Origin of the sequence: Parageobacillus galactosidasius (assembly GCF_002217735.1) — a bacterium.
Lineage (GTDB): Bacteria > Bacillota > Bacilli > Bacillales > Anoxybacillaceae > Parageobacillus_B > Parageobacillus_B toebii.
On the sequence record NZ_NDYL01000002.1, the window covers coordinates 1,450,723 to 1,472,204 of the forward strand.

Consider the following 21,482-nt stretch of genomic DNA (forward strand, 5'->3'; position numbering starts at 1 on the left):
CCGCCCTTAACTTTTCGATTGTAAATACTGTTGCCTGAACACTTGCATTGTTTCGTCCTCATTTAGTCGTATTAACTCTTCTTCTGAAAGCGTCCCATCACCCTTTTTCACGATATACACTTGTACCTTCTTTTTACCCCAATATTTATATACATCCTCGACCGTATCATAATATAAATCAAGGCGATTTCCTTTAATCGCTCCTCCTTTATCGGCTACGACCCCATATCCATATCCAGGGATAAAAAGAATCGTGCCGATCGGAAATATATCTAAATCCGCAGCAATGGTTGAATATAAATCGCGTTTCACACGCACCCCAGAATAGGTAATTCCATATTCCGGATGGTCGGGTGTTTTTCCTGTTGACTCTACTCCTGCCGTATATCCTGTCGCAACAACAACCGTAGATGGATATTTTGACCAATCAATCGCTTCTTCAAGACGAAGCGGCTGATTAATGGCCTTTTTCGAGGAAATTTTCGGTTCATTCCGTTTCTCGTAATGCTTCCACTGTTTATCTATCGCAACATATCGCCCTTCATTCCATATATCAAAAAAATGATCATCTGTGTAGAAAAATGATGATGCATCATACAAACTGTTAGAAATCGTTTTCGCTTCGACACCTGAAATCGATTGTAATGTCGCTAGTAGCGCCATTACAAACAATAATGACATGGTTATTCTTCTTATTATATTTTTTAGAAGAACCATTTCCTCACTCCTCTCACATTTCTATTTATCTCCACAAAAAAATAGAAATATTCATTGTGAGAAAAGTGAGGCAAAAAAAAAAGACTTTCATATCATTATGAAAGCCTTAAAACATTTGATATCCCTTCGCACGCAACGTGCGAATGACAAATCCAGCGCAAAGCGCGCCGGCAAATCCGCTAGCTAAAATTAAAATATCGGCTGGAGCCAGCGACAATACTTTACGCTTTAACGCTATAAAAGAAGCTTGTGGATCTGTAAAATATTGCGTCCACGGAATATCATCGATAATAAACATAAATACAAACGGGCATAAAATGGTCATAATCCAAGTCATACGCAACAACATATTTAATAAAAAGCCAATGCCGAAAAATAAAACAAAAAATAAAAGCATGGAAATTAGTACAACAGGCAAGCTCATTTGCATCCCTAATCACCTCCAGTACACCCTTTTTAAGTGTACTGAATTGGATAAAGGGAGTCAATTTTCAGAAACGGCTTACTTCTTTTGTTCGGTTCCTTTTCCTGAACATCCATAACAAGTTTCCGAGCCACCTAGCAAAAGTTGTACGTATCCGTTCCCTTCGCAATATGGACATATCGTTTGTTCTGTATGTTTCATTATTATTTATCCCTCCATTTTCCCTAATTTTCTGATAATATACCAAAATTTTTTTCAAAAGAAAAAGAGGGATTTTCCTCATTTATCGTGATGTAAACGGATACATCAGTGGCATGCTTCTGTTTTCTTCATATTCCTTAATCTTTCGAATTTTTGAAATATAAACTATATTTTGTATATCCAAACGGTTCCCCGGGATTGAGTCCGTCATGAGCCGGAAAATAGTGAAATGGTTCTAATTGCAATAAATATCGCAATAACCGAGATGTATGTCGATCTTCTCTCAATCTTTGTTTGCTTAAAAATTCAGCCGCAAACAATTCATCGGTTTGCACAGTAATCGTATGTCAACTACCCACCGGCTAAGCCGTGGGCTTGCAACTAGCCTAATTGGCTGCCGCGTTCGGCTGGTTGACAGCAGCCCTGCGGATGTTTTCCGCAGCCACGTTGTCGGCAGGGGCAGCGTACCCACAAGCTCGACAACAAAACTGATCCCTTGACGGTCTGTCAAAGCCGCTGGATTTTCGTTTTGGAAAAGGTTCTAGAGCGAAAAGCAATCTCGCTAATATAGTTGCATGCTTGGTTAAACCGTTTCATTGTTTCCAGCAGCGCATGAAACTGTTCAAGAGTTGGCATTAATTTAATCTTGAGAGTGCAGAGCATTCTTGATTCACCTACCTTTCTAAATCCAGTGTACTTATATTGAACGAAAAATTCAATATATACTGAAAATATAAACCCCGCCTTCCTCCCACAGCTAAAGCAGTGGGCTTCCGGCGGATGTTCTCGTGAAAAACATTTACATTTGTACGAATACCGTCCATTTTTCGCTAAAAAAAGAAAAGGTTGCTTCAGTATATAAATATGATATAAATGTTGAAAAAGGGCAAACACTAATGTTTGCCCGTCTATTAGAAGAACTTAAATTTTCCTTTTTTCATTACAAGCGAAGGACCGCCAATTAAATAAAGAGCACGATTGTCGATCATTTTTTTCATAAAGCTTGCTTTTGTTCCCCAAATTTTTTTGCCGAATACAACTCCAATCGCATCATCCTCGCCAAGCGAACAAACCGTTCCTTTAATATCTGGACGGAATGGCTGCAATTCTCCTTGCTGACGAATTAGCACAGCAAGGTTTTTCGCACATAATTCTCCTTCTTGCATCGCGATTTGTGCTGTTGGTGGATATGGACGATTAGTTTCTTCATTAATCACTAACGAACAGTCACCAACGACAAAAATATCTTCGTGTCCTGGAACGCGCAAGAATGGGTCCACTTTAATACGACCGCGCATCGCTTCAAAGCCAGACTCATCGATTACATGGCTTCCGCGTACACCAGCGGCCCATACGACTGTGCCTGCTTTAATCTCTTCGATGTCGTCTCCTTTCGCTACGATAATTCCTTCTGGTGTACATTCTTTAATGGCAGTGCCGATTTTAAATTCAACGCCTTTACGCTCTAATTGGTTAACCGCATATTCAACCAGTTCCGGATCAAAACCTGGAAGCGCTGTCGGCGCTGCCTCTACACAAATAATCCGAACTTTATGCGGGTCGATATCATACTCGCGGCATAATTCAGGAACACGGTTTACTAATTCCCCTAAAAACTCAATACCTGTAAATCCAGCACCGCCAACAACAATCGTTAAACGCTCATCCCGCTTTTCTTCTTCTGTATTATACGTAGCAAATTGATACTCAATATGTTCGCGAATTTGCCGTGCAGCATTCACGTTTGAAATAGAAAAAGCGTATTCTTTTAATCCTTTAATTCCAAACGTCTCTGATTCAAATCCAAGAGCAATAACTAAATAATCATAGGTGAGTTCGCCATTTTTCATTAACACTTTCTTTTCATCAGGAACTATTTTGACAACCGTGTCTTTCACAAATTTCACTTTATTGCGATCAATCACATCGCTAATTGGATAACGAACTCGGTCATGATGCAATGTACCGGCTGATGCTTCGTGAAGCCATGTTGTTTCATAATGGTAGTCGTTTTTGTTCACGAGTGTAATGCTCGCCTCATTGATCCCAACAAGCTCTTGCAAACGTACTGTTGTCATTAAACCGCCATAACCAGCACCTAAAATGACGACATTTGGTTTTTTCAATTAAATCACTTCCATCCTTTTTAATTTTTTTGTAATTTTGTTTATAGATTTTGCCGCCATGCACATTTTTATCGGGCAAAGTTTGTGAAATTATTCACGTTAATCGTCAAAAAAATGTTAAACAATTGTCACAAAAAATTAACAATGCATCCACAAAACATATTAGCCCTTTTTTTCAATCTTTTCAAGCGTTTTTTATATTTTTATTAGCTACAAAAATCCCCATAAATAACAAATGGCTTTTATGGTATGATAAGATGGTGAGGGTAATTTTATTTGTGGGGGAGGAATCTTTGATAATGAAAGAAGACCAAAAAATATATGATGTTACCATTATAGGAGGCGGACCGGTCGGGCTGTTTGCCGCTTTTTACGGGGGATTAAGGCAGATGAGCGTAAAAATTATCGAAAGCTTGCCGCAATTAGGAGGACAACTGTCTGCTCTTTATCCTGAAAAATACATATATGATGTTGCTGGATTTCCTAAAGTACGCGCTCAAGAATTGATTGATCATTTAAAAGAACAAATGGAGAAATTTTCACCAACTGTTTGTCTTGATCAATCAGTGGAAATGTTAGAAAAATTGGAAGATGGAACATTTAAATTAACGACAAACAAAGAAATACATTATTCCAAAACTGTTGTTATTACCGCAGGAAACGGCGCCTTCCAGCCTCGACGCCTTGAATTAGAGAATGCAACGCAATATGAAGGAAAAAATTTATACTACTTCATTAATGATTTAAATCAATTTAAAGGGCAAAAAGTACTCGTTTGCGGCGGCGGAGATTCCGCTGTGGACTGGTCGCTTATGCTAGAACCAATCGCTGAAAAAGTGACGATTGTACATCGACGCGATAAATTCCGCGCTCATGAACATAGTGTGGAAACATTGATGAATTCCACAGTCAATGTGAAAACTCCATTTGTCCCTGTGGAGTTAATCGGTGACGAAAAGGGCATTCGCCAAGTTGTCATCGAACATGTGAAAGACGGTCTGCGCGAAACGATTGAAATCGATGCACTGATTGTGAACTATGGCTTTATTTCCTCGCTTGGGCCAATTAAAAACTGGGGACTTGAAATTGAGAAAAACTCCATAAAGGTTAACTCCAAAATGGAAACAAATATTCCTGGCGTTTACGCTGCTGGCGATATATGCACATATGAAGGAAAAATAAAACTCATTGCTTGCGGATTCGGCGAAGCGCCGATCGCAATCAGCAGCGCAAAAACGTATATCGACCCAACAGCGAGAATGCAGCCGGCTCATTCCACTTCGTTGTTCTAATTTTCCGATATGTCCGCCAAACGAAAGGGATGCTTTATTGACAAAAGCATCCCTTTTCCATTTGTCACAGTTATTCCCATCTTTACTTTCTGTCAAAGATATAAAAACTAAAGGTGTAAAAAATCATACCTTTAGGAGGCGTTACGATTGATAAAGAAAGTGACTGGATTTTTCGCAGTTTCTGCCCTAGTAATGGGACTTACAGCGTGTAACATAATGGATAAAGACCGTAATGACAATAATGATAATAAAAACATGAATATTTCCGCTTCGTATACATCAATACCAAGCAACAAATATCCTCATACAAGAGCGGTATTGATCCAAGAAGCAAAATACAAATTCGTTGAAGTGGACCCTAAACAAGCAGCTGAGTGGCAAGCAAGGCTTCAGCAACAATTGAATCAACAAAGAAGACAATACACACTACCACCGAATCAACTGCAAACGCCGACACAATGGCAACAAACTCAACCTAAACAACAGACGCCAACTCAGCAGCAACAAGCGCAAACTTCTGCAGGAATCAGTCAATATGCTCAACAAGTAATTGAATTAACGAACAGAGAAAGAGCTCGAGCAGGTCTTCCTGCTTTAAAAGTGGATGCTCAGCTAAGTGCTGTGGCTCAGAAGAAATCACAAGATATGCAACAAAACCATTATTTCTCACATACAAGTCCAACTTATGGTTCTCCTTTTGATATGATGAGGGATTCTGGCGTTACTTACAAAGCAGCAGGGGAAAACATTGCTAAAGGCCAACGTACTCCACAAGAGGTTGTTGCTGCTTGGATGAATAGCCCTGGCCACAGAGCAAACATTTTGAATAGACAGTTTACTCACATTGGAGTAGGTTTTGAGCAAACTGAAAATATTTGGACACAAATGTTCATCGGTAAATAGATAAAAAAAGGAGTCCAAATAGGATTAGTCGTTCTCTTTCTTTATATTCACTCGCAATCCCTCTACTCGTTTCCTAGTGATTACCAGATTGTTCTAGCTTCTGGCATTGCTTATCGTTTACACATCTATTCGCCCGTTTCTTCTTTCGCCTTAAAGCCAAATAAAAAACCTTCTTACCGGCGAAATTCGATATTCATCGGTAAGAAGGCCGTTATTCACAATCCTATTCCGCAAATTTTAGGGTCATTAGTTTGTACACGCTTGCGGACACGCCGATTCTCTAGCATGATTATCAACCCCCGGCGAGGCTATGCGTTTATGTTTGCCTTTGATTGAACGGAATAATATCCCGTTTCTAAACATTGATATACACCGTTTATCCGTTTAGCACTGTTCCGGCGTGCCTGCATTCGTTGCTGTTCTAAACGATGAACCGCAACCGCATGTGGCGATCGCATTCGGATTGTTAATCGTAAAGCCGCCTCCCATTAACGATTGTTTATAGTCAATCACCGTTCCTTGTAAAATAGGCGCGCTTTCTTTATCGACTAGAATTTTAATTCCGTGCTGTTCAAATTCGTGATCGTCTTCATGACGTTCATGTTCAAATCCCATTCCATACGATAAACCGCTGCAGCCGCCGCCTTTCACTCCAATGCGAAGGTATGCTCCTTCTTCCTCATGTTCTTTCATCATGTCTTTAATTTGAAACGCAGCTGCTTCTGTAAGTGTAATAATATCAGCCATTGCGATCCCTCCTTATGGATAGTATATCGCTTTCCATACATGTTTCTCAAATATTTAATAGTAATACACACCTGTACAAATCGTTTCCGCCGGTCCTGTCATCCGCACATTTCCCTCATCCGTCCATGTAATGATTAAATCCCCGCCTGCCAAATGGACGACCGTTTCTTTATTTCGCGCTGTTTTTCCATTTAATACGGAAGCAACAACAGCTGCACACGCCCCTGTACCGCAAGCTTGCGTCACTCCAGAGCCGCGCTCCCATACGCGAAAATGGAGTTCATGGTCGTTTACCACCTCGACGAATTCGACATTTACCCCTTCAGGAAACCGCTCGTCCTTTTCCACAATCGGACCAAGTGTCGTTACCGGCGCTGTTGTGATATCATCCACGTAAAAAATGACATGAGGGTTTCCCATCGAAACGGCTGTAATTTCATACTGTTTTCCATCGACTTCAAACGGTTCTGCAACGACTCGTTCCGCATCCAGACCAATCATCGGGATCTCGCTCCGCTTTAAACGCGGCTTTCCCATATCAATGGTAACGTTTGTAACGGCTCCATTTTCTACGGTAACCTCTGCCTTCACGAGTCCGGACAATGTTTCAATAAAAAAGGATCGGTCTTTTACCATTCCATGCTCATATGCATATTTTGCGACACAACGCAAGCCATTGCCGCAATTTTTCCCTTCAGAACCATCGCTATTAAAAATCCGCATTTTTACCGGAGCTACTTCTGACGGGCAAATGAGAATCATGCCATCCGCTCCGATTCCGGTATTTACGTTGGATACTTTCACCGCTAAGGACGATAATAATGATTCTGGAATTGTTTCTTCAAACATATTTACATATATATAACTATTGCCGAGCCCATGCATTTTTGTAAACGAAAATTTATTCATTATTTCCTCCTTGAAATAAAAAATTTTTTATACATAAGTATAAATCGAAAATAAACGGGACACAATGAGAATATCCCCCGTTTTTTCATAATATACACCTTAAAGAGGATGTCTGATGGGACATCCTCGTTTTTTATGTCACAGCGAGTACATACTATACATATAATATTCAAAGAATGATCGATGTACGGTAAAAATAGTTAATAAAAACAGCGGCTAATCGATATAGCCGCTTCCTTTCGTTCAAAACATCGGATTTTCCTCTAAATAACGATAAATATTTTCTACTAGCTGTTCAGGAGTATCTCCGGTTACGATTTCGCCATTGACTAAAGCGAAAAGAGTTTCCGCACATCGAGTGCAGTAGCTTAAACAGCTGTATTCTATAATATCCAAATTAGGATCCTTTTCTAGTATTTCTAACGCTTTTTGCGATCCGCTCGCTAAATTGCTGATGCAAAACTCAATCATTGGCTGAATCATCGTTTTCTCACCTTCCTACTGTTTTTCATCGTAACGGTTTTTTTTAGAAACGTCAATTCAGACACTTCGTTTGCCATTATATCTTCTTCCTTTGTCAATGCTTTCCGAAAAATTGTTGTTATTTTGCCACAATTTCGTTATACTTTTTTATGGCATTTTGCGTTTTATAAAACGATAAAAGGGGTATTTTACGATGAGACACCTTGTGCTGCTCGGTGGAGGATACGGAAATATGCGAATTTTGCTTCGCCTCCTCCCAAACCATTTACCAGAAGATGTTCACATTACACTCGTCGACCGTATTCCATATCATTGTTTAAAAACAGAGTATTATGCACTCGCAGCAGGAACGATTAGCGATCATCATATTCGCGTTCCATTTCCAGAACATCCGCGTCTTACCTACCGTTTCGGTGAGGTCGTAAACATTGATCTCAACCATCAAAACGTACAATTGCAAGATGGAAGCAGTATCCAGTATGATGATTTAGTGATTGGATTAGGATGTGAAGATAAATACCACGGCGTCCCAGGCGCTGAAACATTTACACATAGCATTCAATCGATTGAGAAAGCGCGAGCGGCATACGAAGCATTAAATAATTTACCGCCTGGCGCTATTGTCGGAATTGTCGGTGCGGGACTAAGCGGCGTTGAATTAGCAAGTGAATTAGCCGAAAGCCGCCCTGATTTGCACGTCAAACTGTTTGACCGCGGAGAACGAATTTTGCCAATGTTTCCAAAACGGCTCAGCAACTATGTGGAAAGTTGGTTTAAACAACACGATATTGAAATCGTTCGCGGTTCTAACATTACAAAAGTAGAAGAACATACTCTTTATAATCACGATCATCCGGTTCATTGCGATGTCATTGTATGGACAGCGGGAATACAGCCAAACCGTGTCGTCAGAAACTTGCCAGTAGAGAAAGACAAACAAGGCCGTGTTATTTTAACGAAACAACATCACATTCCTGGATATGAAAATGTATACGTAGTTGGTGATTGCGCAAGTTTGCCGCACTCTCCAAGCGCGCAGCTTGCAGAAGGGCAAGCGGAGCAAATCGTTCAAGTATTACAAAAACGTTGGAAAGGAGAAGAGCCACCGAGCGAATTCCCGCCAATTAAATTAAAAGGTATTCTCGGGTCGCTCGGCAGAAAACATGGATTCGGCCTTCTCGCTGATCGTCCAATCACCGGGAGAGTCCCTAGATTGTTAAAATCAGGAGTATTATGGATGTATAAATATCACAACGGTTATTAATGAAAAAAGGGAGATCTTCGTTCCAAGATCCCCCTTTTTATCATCGATAACCATACTTCTCCATTTCTGCATAAATCGCCTTTAGCTTTGGGTTTCCTTCTCCGACAATGGCACCCTCAATCACAATAACAGGGTAAAATAAATCTTCTTCGATCACTTTTTTGGCAAACGCCTTTTTCTCCTCATCATCTTCTGGTGGGTTAAAAATATCAATATACGTAATGGAAAACGGCTGGTCTGGATATTTCCGTTTAATAGCTGCTTCTAGCCATTCATATGTTTCTTTAGAAGATGGCAATTGCACACAAGATGGACAAATCACATCGGCACCATATACGCATATTTCTACTTGCTTCAGCGTCATATATTTCCACCTTTCATATCATAAAAACAAAATTTATTATTAGATTTTTTTCTTTATCATGATTATAATAAACTTAAAGAAAGGAGTCGATAAAAATGACGGATCAAGAAATCAAAGAACAAGTGCAAGAAGTTTTGGATAAACTGCGCCCGTTTTTGCTTCGTGACGGCGGGGACTGCGAATTAATCGACGTTGAAGACGGTGTTGTCAAATTACGCTTGCTCGGTGCATGCGGAAGCTGCCCAAGCTCAACGATTACATTAAAAGCCGGAATTGAACGCGCACTCTTAGAGGAAGTACCAGGCGTTGTCGAAGTAGAACAAGTATTCTAATCACGAGGTTCATGCCAAAAATAACAGCGGTTTCCCAATGGAAACCGCTGTTATTTTTCAAGCGCCAGCTTATATACTTGACTGCCTTTTTGTGCCACCTTCAGGGATTCTACCGCACAATCTGGAAAGTGCGGAAGCAATTTTTCTTTTAAGCTTTCTCCTTTTCCAGGTTCGGCAAAAGCAAGAACGGTAGGACCCGCCCCGCTTAATGCCGCCCCAAACGCTCCGTATCGCGCAGCCAACGTCTCTACAAGCGATAGCTGCGGGACAAGTTCTTTACGATAAGGCTGATGAAATAAATCAGCTGCCATCATTTTTCCGGCAAGTTCCCAATTTTTCGTTAATAACGCCGCGACTAATACGTTGCTGACCGCACTTGCCTCGACGGCCTCTTGGCGCGCCAGCAGCTGTGGCAAAACGCTGCGGGCTTTTTTTGTTTCTAGCTCATACGAAGGGATGACAGCGACTAAATCGAATTGCACGTTTGGGACATGAACGATATTTGTCTCTTCTTGGCGATGACTGCCAATGACAAGCCCTCCATATAAAGAAGCGCCGACATTATCCGGATGCCCTTCATAACAGCTGGCCAACCTCATTTTTTGCTCTAAAGTCAGCGACAGACCTGCAAGCTCATTGGCCAGCTCAATTCCCGCTACCACTGCTGCTGCACTGCTTCCTAAGCCGCGCGTAAATGGAATATCACTATATACATCGACCGCACAGCTCGGCAACGTACGCCCGTATGTTTGAGCGACTTGCGCCGCCACTTGATAAATTAAATTGTCTGTTCCCGGCGGAATTGCTTCCACTTCAGGAGATCGGGGAATAAACTTCCATTCATCTGCCAACCTGACTTCTAACGTCAAATAACGGGATACTGCGAGACCAATCGAATCAAAACCAGGACCTAAATTCGCCGTGCTTGCTGGGACGACGATTTTTAACATCCCATCTTCTTTCATTGATGGACAACTCCTTGAATATGCTCAAACACAATCGCCTCATCATTCGGAAGTACGGTTGGTTCAATTTCCGCTGTTTCCATCGCAATTGCCGGATCTTTCAGCCCATTTCCTGTCAACACCGCCACAACGGTGCTTCCCTTTCTAATTTCATTCCGCTTCCGTTGCTTGATCACTCCCGCAATGGATGCGCAAGAAGCAGGTTCAGCAAAAATTCCTTCCTCCCGCGCAAGCAGTTTATACGCTTCTAAAATTTCCGCATCCGATACTTCATCGATTTTTCCATTTGATTCCGTTGCCGCTTGCACCGCTTTTTCCCAGCTTGCCGGATTGCCAATACGAATCGCCGTTGCGATCGTTTCCGGATGCTCAATCACTTGATTGCGGACAATCGCCGCCGCTCCCTCCGCCTCGAATCCGCGCATTTGCGGAAGACCAGTTTGTTTCGCCGCATGATACTCTTTAAATCCCTTCCAATAAGCGGTAATATTCCCGGCATTGCCGACCGGAATCGCAAGCACATCCGGCGCTTTGCCAAGCTGGTCGCAAACCTCGAATGCCGCTGTTTTCTGCCCCTCGATACGATATGGATTTACCGAGTTGACAAGGGTAATCGGGGCGATATCGCTAAGGCGGCGCACCATTTTTAACGCTTCATCAAAGTTTCCCTCAATCGCAAAAATTTCTGCTCCGTACATAACTGCCTGGGCTAGTTTTCCCATTGCAATTTTGCCATTCGGAATCACGACAATACAGCGCAACCCTGCTCTTGCCGCGTAAGCCGCAGCAGAAGCGGACGTATTGCCTGTCGAAGCGCAAATAATCGTATGGCTGCCCGCTTCTTTCGCCTTTGCGACCGCCATCACCATGCCGCGGTCTTTAAACGATCCCGTCGGATTTGCGCCTTCCACTTTTACGTACAATTCCACATCAAGCTTTTCCGATAGCCGTGGCAGCGGAATAAGCGGTGTATTTCCTTCGTTTAAAGAAAGCATCGGGGTATTTTCATTGATTGGCAAAAATTCACCGTACGCCTGCAACAGCCCTTTCCATGTCATTATTTTCCCTCTCCTTCAACGCGATACGAGCTCTTTACTTCATGAACAATTTCTAAATCACGCAATTGCTGTAAAATGTCCTCGTAATCTTTTTGTGACGCACGATGAGTAACGATTACGATTTCCGCAAGCCCATCTTCTTTTAAAGGCAATTGTAAAATTTTTTCGAAGCTAACACCGCGTTCAGAAAATAGTGCCGTAATTTTCGCAAACGCACCAACTTGATCTTTCACATGAATACGCAAAAAGTATTTCGAAAAAATTTCTGATGCGGATTTTAGCTGCTTTTCGTACTGCGGTGCAACGGCATTGCATCCGTTTACTCCCAATCTCATATTTTTCATGACGGCCACTAAATCAGAAACAACAGCAGTCGCTGTTGGCAAACTTCCCGCTCCAGGCCCATAAAACATCGTCTCGCCGACCGCTTCGCCATACACATATACCGCGTTGTATTCATCATTAACGGACGCAAGCGGATGGGAATCAGGAAGCAATGTCGGCTGGACGCTTACTTCTACTTTATTTCCATCACGCTTAGCAATGCCGATTAATTTCATCGTGTAACCGAGACGTTTGCTGTAGTTAAGGTCTTCTTCCGTAATCGATGTTATTCCTTTTACTTGAACATCATCTAAATCAATGTTCATGGAAAATCCGAGACGGGCTAAAATAGCCATTTTTCTTGCTGCGTCTAATCCTTCTACATCCGCGGTTGGATCTGCTTCCGCATATCCAAGCGCTTGTGCTTCTGCCAATACTTCTTCATAGGATGCACCGTATTTACACATTTTTGTTAAAATATAGTTTGTTGTTCCATTTACAATCCCCATCATTTTCGTAATGCGGTCCGAAGCAAGGCCATCAACAAGGCTGCGCAAAATCGGAATTCCTCCAGCAACACTTGCTTCATAAAATAAATCACAGTGATTTTCCACTGCCACTGCCAACAACTCTGACCCATACAATGCCATTAAATCTTTATTTGCCGTCACCACATGCTTGCCTTGCCGCAATGCGCGAAGCAAATATTGACGAGTTTCCTCGATTCCTCCCATTACTTCGATAATGACATCGATTTCTGGATCATCAATGACGTCTGTAACATTTGTTGTCAACAACGATGGTTCCACGCGCACGTCCCGTTTTTTATATATATCTCTTACAAGAATTTTTTTGATTTGCACCGGACAACCTACTTGATGCATCAGCCGTTCTTGATGATTTTCAATAATTTTTACAACACCGCTCCCAACAGTACCTAATCCTAATAAACCAACTAAGATTGGCTTTTCCATATTCCCCCGCCTTTCTGTATCTCCTGAATAAACATTTGTTTTTCTATAGTAGACATTATAAAAGATATTGCTTTGTTTTACAATGACTAAAATGACTAATTTTTATAATAAATATTGAAAACGTTTAATATCAAGTAAATTCGGATAATTTTTTACAAAAAATAGGCAGCCCTGCTTCATAGGACCGCTTTATCGTGAATTCCACTCTTTGTTTACAAGCGTTTCAGGCTGTTTTCCTTGCAACACGGCAATAATATTTCGGCTAGCTAATTCCATCATCTTTGTACGTGTTTCTCCCGTTGCACTTCCAATGTGCGGCAATGCAACAACGTTTTTTAATGTCAATAACGGATGGGAAGCGTCAATCGGTTCATGTTCAAATACATCTAATCCTGCTCCGGCAATTTCTCCGCTTACAAGCGCATCATATAAAGCTTGTTCATCAACGACCGCCCCTCTTGACGCATTGATAAATATCGCGGATTGTTTCATTTTGCGAAATGCTTCCCTGTTAAACATATGACGTGTCTCATTGGTTAACGGCGTTAAGCAAACAACAAAATCAGCGGTTGCCAATAACTCTTGAAACGAGCAATATGTCGCGCCAAGCTGCTTTTCTGCTTCTATGTTGCGGGAACGATTGTGGTACAAAATATTCATATCAAAACCGGCTGCCCGTTTTGCAACAGCCTGCCCGATTTTCCCCATGCCGACAATACCGATCGTTTTGTGATGGACATCCACACCAGCTAATAAAAATGGACTCCAGCTTTTCCATTTTCCTTCTTTGATAAATTGCGCTGCCTCCACTATACGGCGGGCGGCTGCCAACAACAAGGCAAACGTTAAGTCAGCGGTTGTATCTGTTAGTACATCGGGAGTATTGCAAACAGCAATTCCATATTTTGTCGCGGCCGGGACATCGATATTATCAAATCCGACCCCCATGTTTGCAACGACTTTTAACGATTTTCCCGCTTTTAATACCTCTTGATCAATGACATCCGATACCATTGTTAATAACGCATCTGCTTTTTTCGCCTCATTGATTAACACATCGCGAGAAACTGGTATATCGTCATGCGGCCACATCGCTACTTCGGCGATATCTTTGATCGGAGCGATAATATCATCGGGAAGCTTTCTTGTAATAAACACATATGGTCGACCCATAACGCTCACCTTCTTTTATGTATTTTTTTCTATCTTATCATAATTGCGCCATTATCATAAAAAAAAAACGATGATTCCGTGATCATCGCTATTATGATACGTGAGAAAACCAATCAATTTTCGGAAGATGAAGCCGGCGGTTCGACAGTCCGACAATATCCACAAATGACGCGAGAAATTGTTCATGCTCTCGGGAATGGTTGACAATATGACGTAACGTTTGTTCATATGCTTGTTTTTCTCTCTCTCCTTCTGATATATAATACCCTTCCACACATTCAAAATAATGAAGCGGGAAAAGAAGCCGTGCATAAATTAAGCGCCAGGCAAATGCCGATAACGGGGTGACCTGTTCATAGTCTCGAAAAAATTGCCGGATTCTTTCCACAGAAGCATTTTGTCTTTTTGTGTATATTTGCCGAACCCACTCCGCCAAATCTCTTGCACAATGATCATATACCCAATCCGTCGCTAACTTATGCTCCTTTCCCTCTATCCACTTTGCATCCGGCAACCGTTCATGGCAAAAAGTTGCATAGTCAATACCGACAGGCTCCTCATCTAACTCCGTATCCGCTACATATTGAATCGCATTTTCCGCCAAGCCAAGATAATATGGAAATGATTCAATAAAAAGACGATCAAACATAGTAGTAATTCCCATCTCTATTTTTCTTCTCCAAAATTGCTCCATCTGATCAAGGCGTGTTCCCCAAAATTCTTTCCATTGGCCTATCCGCCGACAATGAATAATCGAAATAGGACAAGTGCGGCCACGCTGATGAAATTTCGCTAATTCCCGACCAATCGAGATATTTCTTGCATATGGCGGAATGGACGTACGAACCATAACAATGGGCTGTCTGGCGTTGTAAGCAACCAGCTCTCCTGACTTGGTTGGAACAAACGATGCGACAGTGACATCTCCTTTCGATATCAAATAATGGCTCATTTTCTGCAATTCCTCTATTTCCGCTTCCGTACGCCCATGTACAGGAATAACGGTATAATATTGATTTTTGTATAGAAATGTATAATATCGTCCAATTTTCCCCATTCTTTCTGCCGAAATTTCGTATTCATGACGAATAAATTCTTGCATCACTTCTCTCCCTCCTTATAAAAGCAATATATGAATTCATTTGCAAAAAAATCTGTTTTTTCCCATATTTGCAAGCATCAAAGTTTACAGAAACGGCACATTTATGCCATGATAAACATATATAATAAAAAATAACTCCTTAAAGAAACAGGTGACGCCCATGAAAGAACCAATTATGAACAATCTTGAACAAACCGCCCGCCAATGGCTGGAAGAACGCGGGGTTACAATCAAAGACATCGCTGAACTTGTATATTATTTACAATCGAAATACCATCCAAATTTGAAACTAGAAGAATGTATTGAAAATGTGAACCGCGTGATTGCCAAGCGTGAAGTACAAAACGCGATACTCACTGGCATCCAGCTTGATAAATTAGCAGAAGAAGGCAAATTAGATGAGCCGTTGCAGTCTATTATTCAGCGTGACGAAGGTTTATATGGAGTGGACGAGATTTTAGCGCTTTCGATCGTAAACGTATACGGCTCCATCGGTTTCACCAATTATGGATATATTGATAAACAAAAGCCAGGCATTTTGAAATACTTAAATGATAAATCAACAGGAAAGTGCAATACGTTTTTAGACGATATTGTCGGCGCTATTGCTGCCGCTGCCTCAAGCCGCTTAGCCCATCGAGCGGCGAATGTGGAGTAAGCGGCGCTTTAGCGAAAAGAAAAAACGCCGCTCTTCGTTAGAGCGGCGTTTTTTAAATGCGATCCATCCATTCTTTTAGTGAATCGGCCGTATATGTTGGCTGTTTTTCATATCGTTGCAACAGTTCTTTTGTCGTTACTCCCGTATGGACAAGAAGCGTGTCCATTCCCGCATTCATTCCCGCCATAATATCGGTATCGTAGTAATCGCCGATCATTAATGTTTCCTCTCTCGGCACTCCCAACACTTTTAGCGCTTGTTCCATAATAATTTTTTCCGGTTTTCCAATAAAAATAGGCTGCACTTGGGTCGACACAGCAACAACAGCCGTGAGAGAACCGTTTCCCGGCAACAATCCTCGTTCTGTCGGAATCGCAATATCGGCATTTGTCGAAATAAACGTTGCGCCATTGCGAACGGCTAAACAAGCGATGGCAAGTTTTTCATATGTAATGCTTCTGTCAATTCCCATCACGACAAATTCAGCGTCTTCTTTCGCAAAAGTAAATCCTTTTTCTTCAAGAGCTGTGCGAATTCCTTCTTCACCAATCACGTAAACAGAAGCATCCGGTTTTTTTTCAAAAATATAGTTTGCTGTCGCTTGGCTTGTTGTAAACACATGTTCTTCTGTTGCTGGAACGCCGAATGACTGCAATTTCTCCGCCACTTGTGCCGGTGTGCGCGAGGAGTTATTCGTGACAAATAAATACGGAATGCCTTTTCGATACAGCTCTTTTACAAAATCACGAGCTTCCGCGATACATTCTGTTCCTCGATACATTGTTCCGTCTAAATCGATCAAATATCCTTTATACTTTTTCAACATCTTCACCTCTTTATTGATCATCACGTAACAAACTTATAAAAAGAAATGAAAAATGTCAAAAAGCAAGCACGCCCCAATACCCTCCCGACTGTATTCCATTTAGAAGCGGGGGGGCTTTACAAAGAAGTCTCCACGCAGAAGGAGAATATCTATTTCTATCCGATAAATGGAGTGGAAGTCTCCTTGGTACAAGTTAACATTGGAGACGTGTTTGCTAAACGATCCATCAATTGCGGAACGCGGACACGGGACCAAGCTCGTTTTCTAAATACGTGCGAATAGCGGATGGATATGCTTGCAGAGCTGGAAAATGTTTTTGCACTTCCTCAAGCAATTTTGCGTGGTCGACATTCGTATAATGATGAACAAGCATTTTCCGATAGCCAATGATCGCTTTTAATCCTTTTGCATCATCCGCCGTTATAACCCGTTCATCCGTTAAAATATCGATAATATCTTCGTAACTGCCTGGGTCTCTCATAATAAAACCATCGATCATCGCATTTCCGACATCTAAAATTGCTTCAATCACTAAATGAACAATACGCTCAAGAACAAGTTGAGACAATTCATCATCCCACGATGGCTTTTGTTTATAAATATGTAACAGCTTTTCCATATAACGTAATGTTTCTTCGATTTTATTGCGATCTACAAAGTACATCATTATTCCTCCTAGTATTTGTTTTTTTTATTGTACCATAATTATACGAATACGAGACATTTCTCATATCGTTTGTTATGATGGAAGTACGCACATTTCTTACTGGAGGGCGGAGTTTATGAACGAGCGTTTTTACTTATATGACGATACGGTCAATACGAAAACGCGTTTTGTCAGTTTTTTAGGAGAACGGCAACGATTTGATTTAGCCATTATCCAAACAGATCGTTTTTACGGAAAATATTTAGTCCTTGATTTGCAAAGCAACCGTTTTGCAATTATTGGACAAGACGATTTAGAAGAACCGGGATATTTGGAACATGCTTACCGCTTGAGTGAAGAAGATGCCAACGATTTACGATCATTTTTATACGAATGCATTTCATAGCTGCTTTCTCATTAGGGGACATTATAAATAATCCCCATCCTGAGGAAGGTGAAACAAATGCAGGAAAAGGAAAAGTATAGCGATTTTTCCACCGTGGAAAAACAGAAAAATTTTTTAACGGCCGAAGAATTTCCAGAAGGACCGTACGGTTCTCCGCGCCGCGCAAACGAACCAGTGCAAAACAAAAGCACCCCGTGGAAAAAGGGACAGCGTTACTATAGTGCTTTTAACTACGAATACAAATCATTCCACCAAGACATTCCAAGACAAGACCCTGGCGCGCATCCGCCGCACGATGACCCGCGGGAAAATGAACAATTCCCATACGGTCAAGCATAATAGTTGCGGCTATCCTCATAAAAAGGATAGCCGCGTTTTGTTTTATCGTTTTACCTTACGAAGCACAAAATACGCACAACCAAAATTGCAATATTCATACAAATATTCTGATAATGTGCTAATTTTCGTATCATATGTTGCTTTTTGGTTATGATCATCAAAAAATCCGCGCAAACGAAGTTGGTTGTATCCCCAGTCTCCCACAATATAGTCATACTTACTTAAAATATCTGCATATCGCGCACGAAACGCCTCTTCATTAAACGCATTTTTCACGTTTTCCACTAATTCATAACATATATTGTTAATGCATATCATCCTTTTCACCTTGCCTTTCCACTTTCATCATAAACGATGAAACGTTCCCAATCAATTACTGTTATCAAAGTTCATAAAGAGGAACATCCTGAAGGTGAAGGGGGTGTTTGCAATGAGAAAAACATTGCTTACGGTCACATTAGGTACAGCTGTAACATTAGCAGGCTGTGCGCAAATGGGACAAGATAACAATACCGATGTATATAAACGAAGCGGTAATACGATGAACGTCACCGATCGCAACGATTTATATAATGAAAGAGGAGTGCCAAACGGCGACGATGCACGAATGAACAATTTTGGCTATGTCCGCCATCAACAAAGCCCTGTTCGCGGTGATGCAAACTTATATAACAATATGCCAACGTTCAATCGCGAGCGCGCGGCTGATTTAATCAGCAAGCTTTGTACACAACTGCCGAACGTTAAGGATGTCGCCACATTAGTAACAGACGAAGAAGTATTGATCGTTTATGATACAGATACAAAAAATCGTCAGGAAACAGCAGACCAAGTAAAAAAGACAGCTCTTTCTGTCGTTCCGCGCTATTATCATGTCTATGTGGCTGATGATCCAAGCCTCATGAAAGATATCGAGCGCTTTGGACGTTTAGATTCCAACAGCCGAAATATCGATCAAATTATCGATGCAACGATTCAAAGAATGCTGAAATATCCGCAAGGCCGCAAACTAAGTGACGGGGAAAACGAAAATGGGGAAATGATTAACGAAACAAACGACCGTCTTGATCGTGACTTCCATGATGGTACGCCAAAGCCTGCAAAAATGAACCGATAACCTGAGAACAGAAAAACGGTCTGTCTTCATCTCGATGAAGGCAAGACCGTTTTTTACACACGTTTTACGCTTTCATCTGCCGTGCTGCCGAAGCCGCATTTACTTGTTCGTCTGCATGATAAGAAGAGCGAACGAGCGGACCAGCTTCGCAATGAGTAAATCCTTTGCTTAATGCGATTTCTTTTAATTCTCTAAATTCGTCTGGATGGTAATATTTCACTACTTTCAAATGCTTTTTCGTTGGCTGTAAATATTGGCCGATCGTTAAAATATCCACATGATTGGCGCGCAAATCATCCATTGCCTCAATAATTTCTTCTTTTGTTTCCCCAAGGCCGACCATAATACTCGACTTGGTTGGAATGTCCGGCTGCAATTCTTTCGCGCGGCGCAAAAATTCAAGCGAGCGCTCATATGTCGCGCGTGCGCGCACTCTTGGCGTTAATCGGCGAACCGTTTCAATATTATGGTTTAAAATATCTGGACGTGCATCCATTAATGTTTTTAAGTTCTCATATACTCCACCCATATCGGAAGGAAGCACTTCAATCGTCGTAAATGGATTTTTGCGGCGGATGGCACGGACCGTTTCCGCAAATACAGCCGCTCCTCCATCTTTCAAGTCATCGCGAGCGACAGCAGTGACAACAACGTGTTTTAAGTTCATAAGGCGAACCGATTCGGCAACACGTTCCGGCTCTTGCCAATCTAGTTCCGTTGGTAATCCTGTTTTTACCGCGCAAAAGCGGCACGCACGAGTACATACGTTCCCTAAGATCATAAATGTTGCCGTTCTTCGTACCGCCCAACATTCATGAATGTTTGGGCATTTTGCTTCTTCGCATACGGTATGTAACCGGTTTTCACGCATCAATTTCTTTAAGCCAGTATAATTTTCATTTGTATTCAGCTTTATTTTTAACCATTCCGGTTTGCGAAGGTGCTCTTCATTTGTTGCCATTGTTCTCACTCCAATAGTTTTATTTATATTTTTCATTATAAAAAAAACAGCAAATAAACACAAAGAAATTAGTCACACCTCACTTTCCGCATTTTAACATTTATGAAATAAGCGAATCTCCTCAAACTAAATAAAGGAGATGAATGGAAAGGGGTAGAAGTATGTGTACCGATTTATATTTGGCATTGTAATGATGATAATTATATTCACGACACCAAAAATCATATTTGGCCAAGAAAAATTCGATGAAGAAGAGATTTATCAGAAACGAATGGAGTTATACAAAAAAGCAGAAGCAGCCTCGCTGATCCCTTGGTATTATTTTGCGGCGATTGATCAATATGAACGGAACGTCCGTCAAGTGCGCCGTGATTTGCCTAAACCTACCGGCGTACTTGGCATCTATATCAAACCGGAAATTTGGGCGGGGCCTTTAAATAAAAACCCTCATGATACCAATCCGTTTACGATTTCGCAATTTGGCGGTTTTGGTATGGATGGAAACGGAGACGGTGTCGCCGATCCGACAGATGATGAAGATGTTATTTTTGCTATGGCACGCTTTCTTCAATCGTATGGAATCGATCATAAACATATAAAAATGGCCCTTTGGGACTATTATCAGCGAAGCAAAACGGTTGATTTAATTTTAGGCAAAGTAAAAATTTACAAAAAGTATCAGACGTTAAAGTTAGATGATCATGTATTCCCGCTTCCGCTTCATGCGAATTACAGCTATCGGGATACATGGGGTGACAAAAGAGGTTGGGGAGGACGCCGCATTCATGAAGGGACGGATATTTTTGCCAGCTACGGTGTCCCTGTACGATCGACTTGCTATGGAATCGTGGAATTAAAAGGATGGAATAACTATGGAGGATGGCGTGTAGGTATTCGTGATATTAATAACACTTATCACTATTTTGCTCATTTAAATGGATTTTCCCCTAACTTACGTGAAGGACAAATCGTGGAACCAGGAACCATTATCGGCTCGGTCGGCAGTTCGGGCTACGGCCCGCCAGGGACGGCTGGAAAATTTCCACCGCATCTTCATTATGGAATGTACAAAGATAACGGATATACGGAATGGTCTTTCGATCCGTATCCTCACCTGAAGGCGTGGGAACGTGCGGAAAAACAAAAGAAAAAATAAGGAGGTCGGAATGAA

General features: G+C 41.4%; 25 protein-coding genes and 3 pseudogenes. 9 read left to right on the forward strand and 19 right to left on the reverse strand.

The features are described from left to right. Positions 1–6: 6 nt before the first annotated feature. The 6 genes and pseudogenes from B9L23_RS16985 to B9L23_RS17005 form a co-directional block, all read right to left on the reverse strand. Positions 7–717 carry a 3D domain-containing protein gene (locus B9L23_RS16985; protein ID WP_089098062.1) on the reverse strand — a complete coding sequence of 237 codons (711 nt, stop codon included), beginning with the start codon at positions 715–717 and terminating at the stop codon, positions 7–9. A 106-nt stretch (positions 718–823) separates the two neighbouring features. Then, positions 824–1,147 (reverse strand): YuiB family protein, encoded by a 324-nt coding sequence (locus B9L23_RS16990; protein WP_081189128.1) that lies wholly within the window; start codon positions 1,145–1,147, stop codon positions 824–826. A 72-nt stretch (positions 1,148–1,219) separates the two neighbouring features. Beyond that, a complete protein-coding gene (locus B9L23_RS20635; protein WP_158082864.1) occupies positions 1,220–1,342 on the reverse strand; it encodes a YuiA family protein in 123 nt (40 codons plus the stop codon). Positions 1,343–1,479: 137 nt separating this feature from the next. Then, positions 1,480–1,683: pseudogene (locus tag B9L23_RS21220) on the reverse strand (NUDIX hydrolase); the annotation flags it as partial. Positions 1,684–1,852: 169 nt separating this feature from the next. Continuing rightward, positions 1,853–2,005, reverse strand: a pseudogene (locus tag B9L23_RS20180) (RNA-guided endonuclease TnpB family protein); the annotation flags it as partial. Positions 2,006–2,253: 248 nt separating this feature from the next. After that, positions 2,254–3,468 (reverse strand): NAD(P)/FAD-dependent oxidoreductase, encoded by a 1,215-nt coding sequence (locus B9L23_RS17005; RefSeq protein WP_089098064.1) that lies wholly within the window; start codon positions 3,466–3,468, stop codon positions 2,254–2,256. Between the two features lie 299 nt (positions 3,469–3,767). On the opposite strand from B9L23_RS17005, the gene B9L23_RS17010 reads away from it, so the two are divergent. Next, the gene (locus tag B9L23_RS17010) at positions 3,768–4,760 is read left to right on the forward strand and encodes an NAD(P)/FAD-dependent oxidoreductase (RefSeq protein WP_062755834.1); all 993 of its coding nucleotides are present in this window, start codon (positions 3,768–3,770) and stop codon (positions 4,758–4,760) included. A 147-nt stretch (positions 4,761–4,907) separates the two neighbouring features. Continuing rightward, positions 4,908–5,663, forward strand: a complete 756-nt coding sequence (locus tag B9L23_RS17015) for a CAP domain-containing protein (protein WP_245842442.1) — start codon at positions 4,908–4,910, stop codon at positions 5,661–5,663. A 384-nt stretch (positions 5,664–6,047) separates the two neighbouring features. On the opposite strand, the gene B9L23_RS17020 is transcribed toward B9L23_RS17015, so the two are convergent. The 3 genes from B9L23_RS17020 to B9L23_RS17030 all read right to left on the reverse strand — a co-directional run bounded on the left by B9L23_RS17020 (position 6,048) and on the right by B9L23_RS17030 (position 7,802). Beyond that, a complete protein-coding gene (locus B9L23_RS17020) occupies positions 6,048–6,410 on the reverse strand; it encodes a HesB/IscA family protein (protein ID WP_062755831.1) in 363 nt (120 codons plus the stop codon). Between the two features lie 54 nt (positions 6,411–6,464). After that, positions 6,465–7,319, reverse strand: coding sequence for a diaminopimelate epimerase (gene dapF / locus B9L23_RS17025; protein WP_015864961.1), 855 nt, complete (start codon positions 7,317–7,319; stop codon positions 6,465–6,467). A gap of 243 nt (positions 7,320–7,562) precedes the next feature. Further along, positions 7,563–7,802, reverse strand: a complete 240-nt coding sequence (locus tag B9L23_RS17030; RefSeq protein WP_015864962.1) for a YuzB family protein — start codon at positions 7,800–7,802, stop codon at positions 7,563–7,565. A gap of 193 nt (positions 7,803–7,995) precedes the next feature. Between B9L23_RS17030 and B9L23_RS17035 the strand changes: the two genes are divergently transcribed. Beyond that, the gene (locus tag B9L23_RS17035; protein WP_015864963.1) at positions 7,996–9,066 is read left to right on the forward strand and encodes an NAD(P)/FAD-dependent oxidoreductase; all 1,071 of its coding nucleotides are present in this window, start codon (positions 7,996–7,998) and stop codon (positions 9,064–9,066) included. Positions 9,067–9,106: 40 nt separating this feature from the next. On the opposite strand, the gene B9L23_RS17040 is transcribed toward B9L23_RS17035, so the two are convergent. After that, entirely contained in the window at positions 9,107–9,430 is a 324-nt protein-coding gene (locus tag B9L23_RS17040) for a YuzD family protein (protein WP_015864964.1), read from the reverse strand. 30 nt (positions 9,431–9,460) lie between these two features. Here B9L23_RS17040 and B9L23_RS17045 point away from each other — a divergent pair. Beyond that, positions 9,461–9,762: pseudogene (locus tag B9L23_RS17045) on the forward strand (NifU family protein); the annotation flags it as partial. Positions 9,763–9,812: 50 nt separating this feature from the next. Here B9L23_RS17045 and thrB read toward each other — a convergent pair. The 5 genes from thrB to yutH all read right to left on the reverse strand — a co-directional run bounded on the left by thrB (position 9,813) and on the right by yutH (position 15,358). After that, complete coding sequence (gene thrB / locus B9L23_RS17050; protein WP_089098065.1) at positions 9,813–10,727, reverse strand: homoserine kinase; 915 nt, start codon at positions 10,725–10,727, stop codon at positions 9,813–9,815. Further along, entirely contained in the window at positions 10,724–11,785 is a 1,062-nt protein-coding gene (thrC, locus tag B9L23_RS17055) for a threonine synthase (RefSeq protein WP_062678092.1), read from the reverse strand. Before thrC ends, thrB begins: the two co-directional genes overlap by 4 nt. Continuing rightward, complete coding sequence (locus B9L23_RS17060) at positions 11,785–13,083, reverse strand: homoserine dehydrogenase (RefSeq protein ID WP_062678091.1); 1,299 nt, start codon at positions 13,081–13,083, stop codon at positions 11,785–11,787. The genes thrC and B9L23_RS17060 overlap by 1 nt, the downstream gene beginning before the upstream one ends. A gap of 189 nt (positions 13,084–13,272) precedes the next feature. After that, entirely contained in the window at positions 13,273–14,256 is a 984-nt protein-coding gene (locus tag B9L23_RS17065) for a 2-hydroxyacid dehydrogenase (protein WP_081189134.1), read from the reverse strand. Positions 14,257–14,347: 91 nt separating this feature from the next. Further along, positions 14,348–15,358 carry a spore coat putative kinase YutH gene (yutH, locus tag B9L23_RS17070; protein WP_089098066.1) on the reverse strand — a complete coding sequence of 337 codons (1,011 nt, stop codon included), beginning with the start codon at positions 15,356–15,358 and terminating at the stop codon, positions 14,348–14,350. A gap of 160 nt (positions 15,359–15,518) precedes the next feature. Between yutH and B9L23_RS17075 the strand changes: the two genes are divergently transcribed. Then, positions 15,519–16,016, forward strand: a complete 498-nt coding sequence (locus tag B9L23_RS17075) for a phosphatidylglycerophosphatase A family protein (RefSeq protein WP_015864971.1) — start codon at positions 15,519–15,521, stop codon at positions 16,014–16,016. A gap of 52 nt (positions 16,017–16,068) precedes the next feature. Here the strand turns inward: B9L23_RS17075 and B9L23_RS17080 are convergent, their stop codons facing one another. Then, positions 16,069–16,839: a TIGR01457 family HAD-type hydrolase gene (locus tag B9L23_RS17080; protein WP_041269973.1), complete on the reverse strand. Its 771-nt coding sequence runs from the start codon at positions 16,837–16,839 to the stop codon at positions 16,069–16,071. A gap of 229 nt (positions 16,840–17,068) precedes the next feature. Next, on the reverse strand, positions 17,069–17,506 hold the full coding sequence (hepT, locus tag B9L23_RS17085) for a type VII toxin-antitoxin system HepT family RNase toxin (RefSeq protein WP_015864973.1): 438 nt from the start codon (positions 17,504–17,506) through the stop codon (positions 17,069–17,071). 118 nt (positions 17,507–17,624) lie between these two features. On the opposite strand from hepT, the gene B9L23_RS17090 reads away from it, so the two are divergent. Beyond that, positions 17,625–17,894 carry a DUF3055 domain-containing protein gene (locus tag B9L23_RS17090; RefSeq protein ID WP_015864974.1) on the forward strand — a complete coding sequence of 90 codons (270 nt, stop codon included), beginning with the start codon at positions 17,625–17,627 and terminating at the stop codon, positions 17,892–17,894. 57 nt (positions 17,895–17,951) lie between these two features. Beyond that, positions 17,952–18,233, forward strand: coding sequence for a cytosolic protein (locus B9L23_RS17095; protein WP_081189135.1), 282 nt, complete (start codon positions 17,952–17,954; stop codon positions 18,231–18,233). Positions 18,234–18,275: 42 nt separating this feature from the next. On the opposite strand, the gene B9L23_RS17100 is transcribed toward B9L23_RS17095, so the two are convergent. Further along, positions 18,276–18,551: a YutD family protein gene (locus tag B9L23_RS17100; protein ID WP_015864975.1), complete on the reverse strand. Its 276-nt coding sequence runs from the start codon at positions 18,549–18,551 to the stop codon at positions 18,276–18,278. A gap of 112 nt (positions 18,552–18,663) precedes the next feature. Between B9L23_RS17100 and B9L23_RS17105 the strand changes: the two genes are divergently transcribed. Then, entirely contained in the window at positions 18,664–19,350 is a 687-nt protein-coding gene (locus B9L23_RS17105) for a YhcN/YlaJ family sporulation lipoprotein (RefSeq protein WP_081189136.1), read from the forward strand. Positions 19,351–19,414: 64 nt separating this feature from the next. Here the strand turns inward: B9L23_RS17105 and lipA are convergent, their stop codons facing one another. Continuing rightward, positions 19,415–20,311 carry a lipoyl synthase gene (gene lipA / locus B9L23_RS17110; RefSeq protein WP_015864977.1) on the reverse strand — a complete coding sequence of 299 codons (897 nt, stop codon included), beginning with the start codon at positions 20,309–20,311 and terminating at the stop codon, positions 19,415–19,417. Between the two features lie 193 nt (positions 20,312–20,504). Here lipA and B9L23_RS17115 point away from each other — a divergent pair, with 193 nt between their 5' ends. Next, positions 20,505–21,467, forward strand: coding sequence for a M23 family metallopeptidase (locus B9L23_RS17115; protein WP_223812248.1), 963 nt, complete (start codon positions 20,505–20,507; stop codon positions 21,465–21,467). The last annotated feature ends 15 nt before the right edge of the window (positions 21,468–21,482 follow it).